This window comes from Mesorhizobium sp. M1078 (assembly GCF_040318615.1).
Taxonomy (GTDB): Bacteria; Pseudomonadota; Alphaproteobacteria; order Rhizobiales; family Rhizobiaceae; genus Mesorhizobium.
The window spans coordinates 217,738-230,209 of sequence record NZ_JAMYMP010000007.1; the positions used below are offsets into that span (position 1 = coordinate 217,738).

Below are 12,472 nucleotides of genomic sequence, written 5' to 3' on the forward strand. Positions count from 1 at the left end.
ATGGCAGATGGCCTATACCGCTTCTTATCTTTGGTTTCTTGGGCTTTGCAGCGTCGCAACCGGCTGGCTTTTGATTTCCGCAATTCGGCTCTGCCGGCAGGTCGAGGATCGGTCTGAAAGGCTGCGTAATTTCAGCAGCGAGGCGCGCCTGCCGAGGCTTGTGTACGTCGCTTTGAACCGGGAAGTCGCAAGCGATGCAGGAACGCAAGAACTGCGCCGCGGTATGAACGTTCGTCTTCTGGGGATAGCTGCCATACTCGTCATTCTGAAGTTGGTGGACTTGGTCGGTTGGCCAAGCGCATAACATGGATATTCTCACCCACTTCAGCCGCATGGCCGGCAACAATCTCTGGTCGAATGACCGGCTCTACCGCGCTGTGCTTGCGCTGAAGCCCGGCGAATTCGAAGCCGAACGCACCAGCTTCTTCCCGTCGATCAAGGCAACGCTCAACCACATCCTTGCGGTCGATCATCTCTATCTCGATTTCCTTGAGGAGGGCGGCGTCGGCGCGGCCGCCCATGACGATTACGTGCCGTTCGATGACCCGCAGGCGCTGTTTGCCGCTCAGGTCGCGGCCGACCGGCGCCTGATCGCCTTTTGCGAGAAGCTGTCGGAGGCGGATCTCGACCGTCGGGTCATCACGGACCGGCGCGAGGACGGCATGATCCCCGAAAAGATCGGCGACATTCTCGCCCATGTCTTCCTGCACGACATCCACCATCGCGGCCAGGTTCACGCGATGCTCTCGGGCAGCTCGGTCGCGCCGCCGCAGCTGGACGAGTTTTTGCTCGATTATGATTTGAAGGTGAGGAAGGAAGAGGTCGAGCGGCTGAGCCTCTGACCTTTATCTGGTGTACTCGTTCCATTCAGGGCCGAGTTTGTCGAAATCGTCAGAAATCCAAATCTTGCCCTTCAGGGCACCTATGCGCGACAACAAGTCTTCTCGAACTGGTGGCACGAGCCGCGCCGCGATCTTGCCGTGACGAGTGATGACTATCTCCTCGCCGGCTTCCGCGCGGCCGACGAGTTCCGATAGTTTGGCCTTTGCTTCGGTTATGGAGACGTTCACGGTTCACGCCGCCTTGCCATCGACCTTGATCACGCCGCGCTTGATCTGGTCCTGCTCGATCGACTCGAACAGCGCGCGGAAATTGCCTTCGCCAAAACCTTCGTCGCCCTTCCTCTGGATAAATTCGAAGAAGATCGGGCCAATCACGGTTTTGGAGAATATCTGCAGCAGGATCTTGGTCATGCCGCCGTCGACCACGCCTTCGCCGTCGATCAGGATGCCGTGCTTCTTCATCCGCTCGATCGGCTCGTCATGCCCGTTCACCCTGTTGTACGACATGTCGTAGTAGGTCTCCGGCGGACCGGGCATGAACTTCAGCCCGTTGTCGGCAAGCTTGTCGGTGGCGGCGTAGATGTCGTCGGTCCCGACGGCGATATGCTGGATGCCTTCGCCATTGTACTTCTTCAGGTATTCGGCGATCTGGCTGGTGTCGTCCTTGGATTCATTTAGCGGAATGCGGATCTTGCCGCAGGGCGAGGTGATGGCGCGGCTGACGAGGCCGGTGATCTTGCCGTCGATGTCGAAGAAATGGATCTGCTTGAAGCCGAACAGTTCGCGATAAAAGTCCCACCATTTGTCCATCTGGCCGCGATAGACATTGTGGGTGAGGTGGTCGAGGAAATAGAAGCCGACGCCTTGCGGCCGCGGGTCGCGTTCGCCCAGCCACTCGAACTCGGCATCATAGGCCGAGCCCTTCTTGCCATAGGCTTCGATGAAATAGAGCAGCGAGCCGCCAATGCCGACAATGGCCGGCACGTCGAGCGCCTTGTCGTTGCCGTCGTAGGGCGTGGCGCCTTTCGATACCGCATGCTCGAACGCATGCTTTGCATCGACCACGCGCCAGGCCATCGAGGCGGCGCAGGGGCCGTGCTTGTCGACGAATTTCATCGCATGCGAGCCTGGCTCGGCATTGACGACATAGTTGATGTCGCCCTGGCGCCAGACGGTGATGTCTTTCGTGCGGTGCTTGGCGACCGCGACATAGCCCATGCGGGTGAACAGCTCGGCGAGCTTCTGCGGCTCCGCATGCGCGAACTCGACGAACTCGAAACCGTCGGTGCCGGCGGGGTTTTCCTTGCTGATCTTGGCGGGCGGGGCGTCGTGCGGGAAGGGACCCATGGCATTCCTCCAAACGGATGGTGGCCGCATCGGACCACGAGATGACGCATGATAGCGCGGAGCGGCCGCACGGTGCTTGCATTCAAACGCTTAAAATGATCATCTGGTGCGTAATTCATGCATGATTGGAGGTGAATCGATGAATGACGCGCGCATCGATCAATTTGACCGCAAGATAATGGCTCTCTTGCAGGGCGACGCGCGGCTCACCAATAACGATCTCTCGGAGCGCGTGAACCTGTCGGCATCGCAATGCTCGCGCCGCCGCCAGCGGCTGGAGGAAGACGGCTTCATCAAGGGCTATCGGGCCGTGCTCGACCGCGACAAGCTCGGCTTCTCGCTGGTCAACGTCATCTCGGTGACGCTCGCCACCCATAACCGCGACAATGCCAGGCGCTTCGGCGAGCTGCTGGCGCGGCTGCCGGAGGTGCAGGAGGCGCACGCGCTGACAGGCGAGATGGATTATATCTTGAAGGTGGTGACGCCCGACCTCAAATCGCTGTCGGAATTCGTCAATGGCGTGCTGCTGCCGGATGAATCGGTGCAGCATGTGAAGACAGCGATCGTGCTTGAGACATTGAAGGAAACCGGCGCGCTACCGATTTGAGTGGATATGATATCGGCACTTCGATACCGTTCATTTGCATTTGGAAAGTTCAGGCTGTGGGGAAGATGGTCAGTTTTCAGCTCGTCGCTATTGTTCTCTTTGGTGTTGGACTAGTGCTGTACACAATAGGTAGTTTTATCTATTTCGCGCGGCATCCCAAGGGCTTCGACGCAATGTTCCAAATTCCCTTTTACATCAATCCCTTCCGGTCACCTCCGGCATCTCCACTTGGAGGCTTCGTACGAGGCATATTCACAGATCCGAAATCCCGCTGGTGGTGCATTATCGGCGTTCCGATCGGTCTTGTGGGCTTTGTCTTGCTCGTTGCCAACACTGTCCCACTTGGTCAGATTGCCATGACCACCGCCGTTTTCGCTATCTTCTTTGGGGTGCGCGAACTGATGGCCAGAAGACGCCGCTGATTCCCCAGGTCAGCCCTTCGACTGCTGGATCAGCCCATAAAGATTGGTACAGCGCGCTCCAGACCGGCAATAAGCAAACACCGGTCCCTCAAGCGCGTCGAGCGCTTCGGCCTGGTCCTCGACATTCTCGGCCGTGATCTGGCCGCTGATCACCGGGATGTAGCGGAAGGCCAGCCCCGCGGCTTCGACCGCCGCCTTGACGCTGTCGGCCGAAGGCTGGTCGGGCTGCTCGTCATCCGGCCGGTTGCAGATCACGCTCTTGAAACCGGCTTCCTTGATGGCGGCGGCATCTTCGGGCTGGATCTGGCCCGAGACCGAATAGTCCTCGCTGATTTCGCGATATTCCATGGCTCTCATCCTCGCAATCTGGTTTGGCGCGAAGTCTTGCCACTCTCACACGAGGTCGGCAATCCGCGCCGGAAAGAAATCCCTCGGCGCAGATAGACATTTGCGGCCCAAGATCCAACCCAGGCTCAAGAGGTTTCGCGCTGTTGGCCTTGCCCGGAGGCGGCAGCGACTCTAAACAGGCGCACCGACAAACGAAGGAACCATCCAATGAGCATTCGTCGCATCGATGTTGGCCCGCGCATGAGCCAGATCGTCATCCACGGCAACACCGTCTATCTCGCCGGCCAGGTCGGAACGCCCGGCGCCAGCGTTGGCGAACAGACGAGGTCGATCCTCGCATCTATCGACGAACTGCTGGCCAAGGCCGGCACCGACAAGACCAAGATCCTGCAGGCGATCATCTGGCTGGCCGATATGGGCACCTTCGCCGAGATGAACAAGGAATGGGACAAGTGGGTCCCGCAAGGCAACACGCCCGCCCGCGCCACGGGTGAGGCCAAGCTTGCAGGGCCGGAATACACCGTCGAGATTATCGTTACGGCGGCGATTTAGAGCGCGGCGCCTTACCCTCCCCCTCGAGGGGAGGGTCGGCGAGTAGTCGAAGCGAAGCGGAGACTGCGAGACGGGGTGGGGTCGGCGAGGCTGCACCGACCCCACCCCGCTGCTTCGCAGCGACCCTCCCCACAAGGGGGAGGGTAAAGGAGCTACCCCTGCGAAGGCCTGAACCGCGCCACCAGCGTGTGGCTCTCCGCGGCATAAGTGAACCTCACCTGCGTCACCGGGTGCTCCGCGCTCCAGGTCCGGCGTTCGACCACCAGGCACGGTGCGCCGGTTGCGACGTCGAGGGCTTCGGCAATATGCCTGTCGGCCGCCACCGCGCGGATGCGGTGCTCGGCCTCACTCCATGGCACGCGGCCGATCAGCCAAGGACCGGGGGCGATGTCGAGAAACTCCTCCTCGGCGGCTTCCGCGACGGCGGCGAGATTGATCAGCCGCTGTTCGTGCGCGAATGGCCGTTTGCCGGCGAAATGCCGGCATTTCAGCGCCAGCACCTGTCCAGCCGCTCCCAATTCCAGCAAGGCGCGATCCTCGGCGCTGCTGCGCCTTTTCTGCCGCGCCACGCGCTCGTAGCGATAGGCCAGCCCAAGCGCCTCGACCTCGATCCTGATGTCGTGGATTTCCAGCACCGCGGCCTGCGATTGCGGCTGGCGGACAAAGCTGCCCGAACGGCGGCGGCGCTCGATCAGCCCGGCCTTGGCCAGTTGCGACAGCGCCTTGTTCACCGTCATGCGCGAGCAATGATACTGCGCCGTCAACTCGTGCTCGAACGGGATGCGGTGGCCCGGCGCCCAGGCGCCGGACATTATTTTCTCGCTGATGTCGGACAGGATGCGCTGGTGCAGCGAACCGCCGCCTTCCACCGCCGCTGTCTCTGATATGCTCATGCCGAAAGCGCCGTCATCACATGGCGAAAGCGCTCGGCGATCGTCTCACGCGCTGCATGCCGGCCGCCGCTGACTTGTTTTTTTCCGTGCACCCAGACGCAATCGACCTTGCCGCCATTGGCAAAGATCCAGGCGTCGAGGATCGCATCGCCACTTTTTCCGGCCAGCGAAGGATGGTTTTCGTCGAGTGAGACGAAATCGGCTGCGGCACCGGCGGCGATCCGCGACGGGCCGGCGCCGAGTGCAGTGCTGCCGCCATCGCGGGCCGCGTCGAACAGAGCCCGCCCGGTCGAGCCGCCGGCCACCGCCAGCACATTGCGGGCGCGGTGTGCGAGGCGCTGCGAATATTCGAGCTGGCGCAATTCATCCGGCAGGCCGATCAGCACGTTGGAATCCGAGCCGACGCCGAAGCGGCCGCCATGTTCGATGAACAGAGGTGCTGAAAAGGTGCCGTCGCCGAGATTGGCTTCGGTGATCGGGCAAAGCCCGGCAATGGCGCCGCTTCTGGCCATGCCGGTTGTCTCAGCCTCGGTCATGTGGGTGGCGTGGATCAGGCACCAACGCTTGTCGATCCCGGCATTGGCGAGCAGCCATTCGACCGGTCGCGCACCCGACCACGCCAGGCAATCCTCGACCTCCTTCACCTGCTCGGCGACGTGGATGTGGATCGGTCCGTCCGGCGCAATGGCGGCAACAGCGCTGAGTTCCTCCGGCGTCGCGGCGCGCAGGCTGTGCGGGGCGACGCCGACGACAGCCTGATTCAACGCACGAACCGATTCACGGCTTTTCTCAAGCAAGCGTTCGAACCGATTCACATCGTTGATGAATCGCCGCTGGCCTTCGTTGGGCGCAGCGCCGCCGAAGGAGGAATGGGCATAAAATACCGGCAGCAGCGTCAGGCCGATCCCGGTTTCGCCGGCGGCCGCGGCAATACGTTCGGCCATCTCGGCAAGGTTGGCATAGGGTTTTCCGTCGCGATCGTGGTGGAGATAATGAAATTCGCCGACGCGCGAGAATCCGGCCTCCAGCATTTCGACATAAAGCTGGGCGGCGACCGCCTCGACCTGGTCCGGCGTCATCGACAGCGCGAAGCGGTACATCACCTCGCGCCAGCTCCAGAAGCTGTCGGCGGAGGGACCGCGCAGTTCGGCAAGCCCGGCCATGCCGCGCTGGAAGGCGTGGCTGTGCAGGTTCGGCATGCCCGGCACCAGAATGGCGTGGCGTTCGTCGTCAGCCTGTATCGACGTGCCGGCTTCGACTGCCGTGATGCGACCGTCGTTCAACAAAATCCGCACCTTGTCGTGCCAGCCATTGGGCAGCAGCGCCTGTTCCGCAAAGATCGCCGTCACGTTTTTCTCCGCATTCCCTGAACAATTGCACTTGCAGTGCTTTTCAATATGTATATACATAATAGCCATCCAATCAAACGGAAAAAGATGATGGCGGCACAGAACAAAAGCCGGGCAGGGGGCCTTCACCTTTGGCGCCATGCGCGCCTGGCAACCATGGCCGAAGGCGACGCCGGACTGGGCATTGTCGACAAGGGCGCGATTGCCGCCCGCGACGGTCTCATCGTCTATGCCGGCCCAGAAGCCGACATGCCTTCCGCCTTGGCTCAGGGCGCCGCGACCACCGATTGCGAAGGCCGCTGGGTCACGCCCGGCCTCGTCGACTGCCACACCCATCTCGTCCATGCCGGCAACCGCGCCAACGAATTCGAGATGCGGCTGGCCGGCGCCACCTATGAAGAAGTCGCCAGAGCCGGCGGTGGCATCGTCTCGACGGTCAAAGCCACGCGTGCAGCGCACGAGGACGAATTGGTCCGGCAGAGCCTGCCGCGCCTCGACGCTTTGATTGCCGAGGGCGTGACGACCGTCGAAATCAAGTCGGGCTACGGCCTTAGCCATATGCATGAGAGATGGTCGCTACGTGCGGCGCGGCGGCTGGGCACAATGCGGGATGTGTCCGTGGTCACCACTTTTCTCGGCGCACACACACTACCGCAGAATCTGGGCGATCTTTCCGTGCCGTCGGAGCCCTATCGCGACAAGGATGAATACGTCGACAATATCGTCGATAATATTCTGCCCGCCATCGCCGTCGAGGGCCTGGCGGATGCCGTTGATGGGTTCTGCGAAGGCATTGCCTTCTCGCCGGAGCAAATCGCCCGCGTGTTCGACAAGGCCAAGGCGCTTGGCCTGCCGGTAAAGCTCCATGCCGACCAGCTGTCGAACCTGCATGGCGCCGAACTCGCCGCCCGCTATGGCGCGCTGTCGGCCGACCATCTCGAATACACCGATGAAGCAGGTGCCGCAGCCATGGCCAAGGCCGGCACCGTGGCGACGATCCTACCCGGCGCCTACTATTTCATCCGCGAAACCAGGAAGCCGCCGATCGGCCTGTTTCGCCAGCACGGCGTCAAGATGGCGGTCGCCACCGACAACAATCCCGGGACGTCGCCGCTGACCTCGCTACTTCTGACCATGAACATGGCCGCGACGCTTTTCGGCCTGACCGTCGAGGAGTGCCTGGCCGGCACCACTCGCGAGGCTGCCCGCGCGCTGGGATTGCTCGGCCAGACCGGCACGCTTGAGGCAGGAAAATCCGCCGACCTGGCGATCTGGGACATCGAGCGTCCGGCCGAACTCGTCTACCGCATGGGCTTCAACCCGCTCCATGCCCGCATCTGGAGAGGACAATGACCGAACTTAACCTGAAGCCCGGCAATGCGACGCTGGCCGACTGGCGCGCTATCTATCGTGGCGCCATGCCGAAGCTCGACGCCTCCTGCCGGCCAAAAATCAAGGCCAGCGCCGAGGCTGTCGCCCGCATCGTCGCCAAGGGTGAGCCGGTCTATGGCATCAACACCGGCTTCGGCAAACTGGCCAGCGTCCGCATTCCGGCCGAGGATCTAGAGACCCTGCAACGCAACATCGTTTTGTCGCATGCCGCCGGCGTCGGCGAGCCGATGCCGGTCGCTGTGGTTCGGTTGATGATGGCGCTGAAGCTCGCCAGCCTGGCGCAGGGTGCGTCGGGCGTGCGGCCGCAAACCATCGAATTGCTGGAAGCGATGCTGGCCAACGACGTCATCCCCGTCGTGCCGGCGCAGGGCTCGGTCGGCGCCTCCGGAGATCTCGCGCCGCTGTCGCACATGACTGCGGTGATGATCGGCGTTGGCGAATGCATTACACCGCATGGCCGCTTCCCGGCCAAGGTCGCTTTCGTCTCGCACGGCCTGGAGCCGGTGACGCTTGGCGCCAAGGAAGGTCTGGCGCTGCTCAACGGGACGCAGTTTTCCACCGCCTACGCGCTGGCCGCTCTGTTCGAAGCCGAAGTGCTGTATCAGTCGGCGCTGGTCGCCGGGGCGCTGTCGACCGACGCTGCCAAGGGCTCCGATGCACCCTTCGATCCGCGCATCCATCTCCTCAGAAAACACCCGGGCCAGATCGAGACGGCGGCAGCGCTGCGCAATCTGATGGCCGGCAGCGCTATCCGTGAATCGCACCGCGTCGGCGATGAGCGCGTGCAGGATCCGTACTGCCTGCGCTGCCAGCCGCAGGTGATGGGTGCGGCGCTCAGCGTGCTGCGCCAGGCTGCCGATACGCTCGGCACCGAGGCCAATGGCGTCACCGACAATCCGCTGATTTTCGCCGAGGACGACACAGCGCTGTCCGGCGGCAATTTCCACGCCGAGCCGGTGGCTTTCGCTGCCGACATGATCGCGCTTGCCGTCTGCGAGATCGGCTCGCTGTCGGAACGCCGCATCGCCATGCTGGTCGACCCAGCACTCTCCGGCATGCCGGCCTTCCTGACGCCGAAGCCCGGCCTGAACTCCGGCTTCATGATCCCGCAGGTGACGGCGGCGGCGCTCGTCTCTGAGAACAAGCAGAAGGCCTATCCGGCAAGTGTCGATTCCATCCCGACCTCGGCCAACCAGGAAGACCATGTATCGATGGCCGCACACGGCGCTCGCCGGCTGATCGGCATGATCGAAAACGCCACGGCCGTCATCGGCATCGAACTCTTGGCCGCCGCGCAAGGCTGCGATTTCCATGCGCCGCTGGCGTCGAGTGCAGCTCTGGAAGCGGTTCGCAAGCTGGTCCGCGCCGAGGTGCCGCATCTCGACAATGACCGGCATTTCCACCCTGACATGGAAAAAGCCATCGCCATGGTGCGCAGCGGCGCTGCCATCAAGGCTGCGAGCGCGGTGACATTGCCTTCGATCTCGGGAGTCTGACATGACCGACTGGCTGACAGTGACGGAAGGCACGGCACCCCTGTTGGTGTCCATCCCGCACACGGGTATCGATCTCGCCGGCATCGACAATCGGCTGGTCTCGCCCTGGCTCGGCCGCCGCGATTGCGACTGGTGGATCGACAATCTCTACGATTTTGCCGCCGGCCTTGGCGCGACTGTCGTGCACACGTCGATCTCGCGCACCGTCATCGATGTCAACCGCGATCCTTCCGGCGCCTCGCTCTATCCCGGGCAGACGACAACGACGCTATGCCCGACCGAGACCTTCGACGGCGATCCGCTGTATCTGCCCGGCGCGGAACCGACGCCATCGGAGATAGACCAGCGCCGCATAGCGTATTTCGTGCCCTACCATGAAATGCTGGCGGCTCAGTCCGTCAGGCTGCGCGGCCTGCATGAGAAGGTCGTCATTTACGATTGCCACTCGATCCGGTCGGTGCTGCCGCGCCTGTTCTACGGCACGCTGCCGGTGTTCAATCTCGGCACCAATGACGGCCAGACCGCGGATCCTACGCTGCAGGCGCTGGTTGGCCAGATCATGGCCGAGAGCGGTGAAAGCAATGTCATCAACGGCCGTTTCAAGGGTGGCTGGATCACCCGCTATTTCGGCAATCCGCAAGGCGGCTACCATGCGCTGCAGATGGAACTTGCCGATCGCGGCTATTTGCGCGAGCCCGAGGGCAAGGGCGAACCGGACAATTGGCCGGTGCCTTATGATGCCGAGTTCGCCGCGCCAATGCGCGCCACACTGACGAAAATCCTCCAATCCGCCATTGACTGGGCCGGGCGCTGAGACGCCGCCTTACTCCAAAGGGACAATGATGAACAATCCTCGCCACAACATCCGCGAAGTGCGCGCGCCCCGCGGCGACAAGCTCAACGCCAAATACTGGACGACCGAAGCGCCGCTGCGCATGCTGATGAACAACCTCGATCCCGATGTCGCCGAAAACCCCAATGAGCTCGTCGTCTATGGCGGCATCGGCCGGGCCGCGCGCACCTGGAACGATTTCGACAGCATCGTCGCCTCGTTGAAGACCCTCAATGAAGACGAGACGCTGCTGGTCCAGTCCGGCAAGCCGGTCGGCGTCTTCCGGACGCACACCGATGCGCCGCGCGTGCTGATCGCCAACTCCAACATCGTGCCGCATTGGGCGACCTGGGATAAATTCAACGAGCTCGATAAAAAAGGCCTGATGATGTACGGCCAGATGACGGCCGGCTCCTGGATCTATATCGGCACGCAAGGCATCGTGCAGGGCACCTACGAGACCTTCGTCGAGGCCGGCCGCCAGCACTACAATGGCAACCTTACGGGCAAATGGATCCTGACCGGCGGCCTCGGCGGCATGGGCGGCGCCCAGCCGCTTGCCGCCGTCATGGCCGGCGCCTGCTGCCTCGCCATCGAATGCAATCCGGACTCGATCGATTTCCGGCTGCGCACCCGCTATGTCGACGAGAAGGCCGAGACGCTCGACGAAGCGATGGAAATGATCGAGCGCTGGACCAGGGCCGGCGAGGCGAAGTCGGTCGGCCTGCTCGGCAATGCGGCCGACATCGTGCCGGAAATGTTCAAGCGGGGCATCCGCCCCGACATGGTCACCGACCAGACCTCGGCGCATGACCCGATTAACGGCTATCTGCCCAAGGGCTGGACGATGGCTGAGTGGCGCGAGAAGCGCGTCTCCGATCCCAAGGCTGTCGAGAAGGCCGCCCGCGCCTCAATGCGCGAGCATGTCGAGGCGATGGTCGCGTTCTGGAATGCCGGCGTGCCGACGCTCGACTATGGCAACAACATCCGCCAGGTCGCCAAGGACGAAGGCTTCGAGAACGCCTTTGCTTTCCCGGGTTTCGTGCCGGCCTATATAAGGCCGCTGTTCTGCCGCGGCATCGGCCCGTTCCGCTGGGCTGCTCTTTCGGGCGATCCCGAGGATATCTACAAGACGGACGCCAAGGTGCGCGAACTCACCCCCGGCAACACCCATCTGCACAACTGGCTGGACATGGCACGTGAGCGCATCGCCTTTCAGGGCCTGCCGGCGCGCATCTGCTGGGTCGGCCTCGGCGACCGCCACAGGCTGGGCCTCGCCTTCAACGAGATGGTGGCCAGGGGCGAACTCAAGGCGCCCGTCGTCATCGGCCGCGACCACCTCGATTCCGGCTCGGTGGCTTCGCCCAACCGCGAGACGGAAGCGATGAAGGACGGCTCCGACGCCGTCTCCGACTGGCCGCTGCTCAATGCGTTGCTCAACACCGCGTCGGGCGCAACCTGGGTGTCGCTGCATCATGGCGGCGGCGTCGGCATGGGTTTCTCGCAGCATGCCGGCATGGTCATCGTCGCCGACGGCACGCCGGACGCCGCAAGGCGCCTGGAGCGCGTGTTGTGGAACGATCCGGCGACAGGCGTCATGCGCCACGCCGATGCCGGCTACGACATCGCCATCGAGTGCGCGAAGGAGCACCAGCTCAATCTGCCCGGTATTTTAGGCTGATTGGCTTAAATGATGCGCATCCTACGGGCCGCCGACTACCGCGTCATGCCGTGGAAGAATGGCGGCGGCACGACCACCGAGATCGCCGTCTCGCCGGACGGCGTCGGGCTGGACGATTTCGACTGGCGCGTTTCGATGGCGCGAGTCGAGGGCAGCGGCCCGTTCTCGGGCTTTGCCGGCGTCGACCGCACGCTTGCCGTGCTGGAAGGCGAGGGTATCGTGCTTGATATTGCCGGCCGTCCGCCGGCCGAAGTGACGGCGGCTTCCGCCCCGCTGTCCTTCCCGGCCGATGTGCCGACCACGGCCGCGCTGATCTCCGGTCCGATCACCGACCTCAACGTCATGACCCGCCGCGCGCGGGCCACGCACACGGTCGAGCGCCTGGTGGTCTCGGTTCCGACCGACATCCGGCCGACCAGCGCTATGACCCTGATCCTGCCGTTCGACGGCGAGGTCGGCCTCAGCGGCCCGACATCGTCTCGTCTTGGACCCCTCGACACGCTGTTGCTCGGTCCGCAGGCGAAACTACGGGTTGAACCGGTACGGCCGACGACCGTGTTCGTCATTCGGATAGCCAGGCTGGGCCAGCCGCACCGCCAGCACAACGATTAACGCCTGTTGCCAAACATGATCGCACGCCGGAGAAATCTGGCGTAAGCTGTTGTCTGGATCACGAAAAAGCCCGAATCCTTCCGTCGTTCCAAGGCGGAC

General features: G+C 63.0%; 15 protein-coding genes. 10 read left to right on the forward strand and 5 right to left on the reverse strand.

Annotated features, from left to right (window positions below):
• Window positions 1-7: 7 nt before the first annotated feature.
• Together NKH38_RS12925 and NKH38_RS12930 are read left to right on the forward strand one after the other, a co-directional pair.
• Window positions 8-304 (forward strand): hypothetical protein, encoded by a 297-nt coding sequence (locus NKH38_RS12925; protein WP_023698017.1) that lies wholly within the window; start codon window positions 8-10, stop codon window positions 302-304.
• Window position 305: 1 nt separating this feature from the next.
• Window positions 306-842, forward strand: coding sequence for a DinB family protein (locus NKH38_RS12930; protein WP_352760600.1), 537 nt, complete (start codon window positions 306-308; stop codon window positions 840-842).
• 3 nt (window positions 843-845) lie between these two features.
• Here NKH38_RS12930 and NKH38_RS12935 read toward each other — a convergent pair whose 3' ends face one another.
• Together NKH38_RS12935 and hppD are read right to left on the reverse strand one after the other, a co-directional pair.
• A complete protein-coding gene (locus NKH38_RS12935; RefSeq protein ID WP_023698019.1) occupies window positions 846-1,070 on the reverse strand; it encodes a type II toxin-antitoxin system Phd/YefM family antitoxin in 225 nt (74 codons plus the stop codon).
• 3 nt (window positions 1,071-1,073) lie between these two features.
• Complete coding sequence (gene hppD / locus NKH38_RS12940) at window positions 1,074-2,189, reverse strand: 4-hydroxyphenylpyruvate dioxygenase (RefSeq protein WP_023694412.1); 1,116 nt, start codon at window positions 2,187-2,189, stop codon at window positions 1,074-1,076.
• A 139-nt stretch (window positions 2,190-2,328) separates the two neighbouring features.
• On the opposite strand from hppD, the gene NKH38_RS12945 reads away from it, so the two are divergent.
• Together NKH38_RS12945 and NKH38_RS12950 are read left to right on the forward strand one after the other, a co-directional pair.
• A complete protein-coding gene (locus tag NKH38_RS12945; RefSeq protein ID WP_352760603.1) occupies window positions 2,329-2,796 on the forward strand; it encodes an Lrp/AsnC family transcriptional regulator in 468 nt (155 codons plus the stop codon).
• Window positions 2,797-2,861: 65 nt separating this feature from the next.
• Window positions 2,862-3,218 carry a hypothetical protein gene (locus tag NKH38_RS12950; RefSeq protein WP_031250958.1) on the forward strand — a complete coding sequence of 119 codons (357 nt, stop codon included), beginning with the start codon at window positions 2,862-2,864 and terminating at the stop codon, window positions 3,216-3,218.
• Between the two features lie 9 nt (window positions 3,219-3,227).
• Here NKH38_RS12950 and NKH38_RS12955 read toward each other — a convergent pair whose 3' ends face one another.
• A complete protein-coding gene (locus NKH38_RS12955; protein WP_023672907.1) occupies window positions 3,228-3,566 on the reverse strand; it encodes a protein tyrosine phosphatase family protein in 339 nt (112 codons plus the stop codon).
• A gap of 207 nt (window positions 3,567-3,773) precedes the next feature.
• Between NKH38_RS12955 and NKH38_RS12960 the strand changes: the two genes are divergently transcribed.
• Window positions 3,774-4,118: a RidA family protein gene (locus tag NKH38_RS12960; protein ID WP_023672906.1), complete on the forward strand. Its 345-nt coding sequence runs from the start codon at window positions 3,774-3,776 to the stop codon at window positions 4,116-4,118.
• 152 nt (window positions 4,119-4,270) lie between these two features.
• Here NKH38_RS12960 and hutC read toward each other — a convergent pair whose 3' ends face one another.
• Window positions 4,271-5,011, reverse strand: coding sequence for a histidine utilization transcriptional repressor HutC (hutC, locus tag NKH38_RS12965; RefSeq protein WP_352764586.1), 741 nt, complete (start codon window positions 5,009-5,011; stop codon window positions 4,271-4,273).
• Entirely contained in the window at window positions 5,008-6,360 is a 1,353-nt protein-coding gene (locus NKH38_RS12970; protein WP_352764589.1) for a formimidoylglutamate deiminase, read from the reverse strand. The genes hutC and NKH38_RS12970 overlap by 4 nt, the downstream gene beginning before the upstream one ends.
• Before the next feature lie 90 nt (window positions 6,361-6,450).
• Between NKH38_RS12970 and hutI the strand changes: the two genes are divergently transcribed.
• From hutI to NKH38_RS12995, 5 genes are read left to right on the forward strand one after another with little or no spacing between them, the layout of a single operon-like run.
• Complete coding sequence (hutI, locus tag NKH38_RS12975; RefSeq protein ID WP_352764592.1) at window positions 6,451-7,713, forward strand: imidazolonepropionase; 1,263 nt, start codon at window positions 6,451-6,453, stop codon at window positions 7,711-7,713.
• Window positions 7,710-9,248, forward strand: coding sequence for a histidine ammonia-lyase (gene hutH, locus NKH38_RS12980; protein ID WP_023705775.1), 1,539 nt, complete (start codon window positions 7,710-7,712; stop codon window positions 9,246-9,248). The genes hutI and hutH overlap by 4 nt, the downstream gene beginning before the upstream one ends.
• 1 nt (window position 9,249) lies before the next feature.
• Complete coding sequence (gene hutG / locus NKH38_RS12985; RefSeq protein WP_023689634.1) at window positions 9,250-10,062, forward strand: N-formylglutamate deformylase; 813 nt, start codon at window positions 9,250-9,252, stop codon at window positions 10,060-10,062.
• Between the two features lie 28 nt (window positions 10,063-10,090).
• The gene (gene hutU, locus NKH38_RS12990; protein ID WP_502896661.1) at window positions 10,091-11,761 is read left to right on the forward strand and encodes a urocanate hydratase; all 1,671 of its coding nucleotides are present in this window, start codon (window positions 10,091-10,093) and stop codon (window positions 11,759-11,761) included.
• Window positions 11,762-11,773: 12 nt separating this feature from the next.
• On the forward strand, window positions 11,774-12,373 hold the full coding sequence (locus NKH38_RS12995) for a HutD/Ves family protein (RefSeq protein ID WP_352764642.1): 600 nt from the start codon (window positions 11,774-11,776) through the stop codon (window positions 12,371-12,373).
• Window positions 12,374-12,472: the final 99 nt, after the last annotated feature.

Bases quoted from the DNA above. Each gene is read 5' to 3' on its own strand.
- hppD (WP_023694412.1), bottom strand. From the start codon at position 2,189: ATGGGTCCCTTCCCGCACGACGCCCCGCCCGCCAAGATCAGCAAGGAA.
- NKH38_RS12945 (WP_352760603.1), top strand. From the start codon at position 2,329: ATGAATGACGCGCGCATCGATCAATTTGACCGCAAGATAATGGCTCTC.
- hutG (WP_023689634.1), top strand. From the start codon at position 9,250: ATGACCGACTGGCTGACAGTGACGGAAGGCACGGCACCCCTGTTGGTG.
- hutI (WP_352764592.1), top strand. From the start codon at position 6,451: ATGGCGGCACAGAACAAAAGCCGGGCAGGGGGCCTTCACCTTTGGCGC.
- NKH38_RS12995 (WP_352764642.1), top strand. From the start codon at position 11,774: ATGCGCATCCTACGGGCCGCCGACTACCGCGTCATGCCGTGGAAGAAT.
- hutH (WP_023705775.1), top strand. From the start codon at position 7,710: ATGACCGAACTTAACCTGAAGCCCGGCAATGCGACGCTGGCCGACTGG.
- NKH38_RS12925 (WP_023698017.1), top strand. From the start codon at position 8: ATGGCCTATACCGCTTCTTATCTTTGGTTTCTTGGGCTTTGCAGCGTC.
- hutU (WP_502896661.1), top strand. From the start codon at position 10,091: ATGAACAATCCTCGCCACAACATCCGCGAAGTGCGCGCGCCCCGCGGC.
- hutC (WP_352764586.1), bottom strand. From the start codon at position 5,011: ATGAGCATATCAGAGACAGCGGCGGTGGAAGGCGGCGGTTCGCTGCAC.
- NKH38_RS12955 (WP_023672907.1), bottom strand. From the start codon at position 3,566: ATGGAATATCGCGAAATCAGCGAGGACTATTCGGTCTCGGGCCAGATC.
- NKH38_RS12950 (WP_031250958.1), top strand. From the start codon at position 2,862: ATGGTCAGTTTTCAGCTCGTCGCTATTGTTCTCTTTGGTGTTGGACTA.
- NKH38_RS12930 (WP_352760600.1), top strand. From the start codon at position 306: ATGGATATTCTCACCCACTTCAGCCGCATGGCCGGCAACAATCTCTGG.
- NKH38_RS12960 (WP_023672906.1), top strand. From the start codon at position 3,774: ATGAGCATTCGTCGCATCGATGTTGGCCCGCGCATGAGCCAGATCGTC.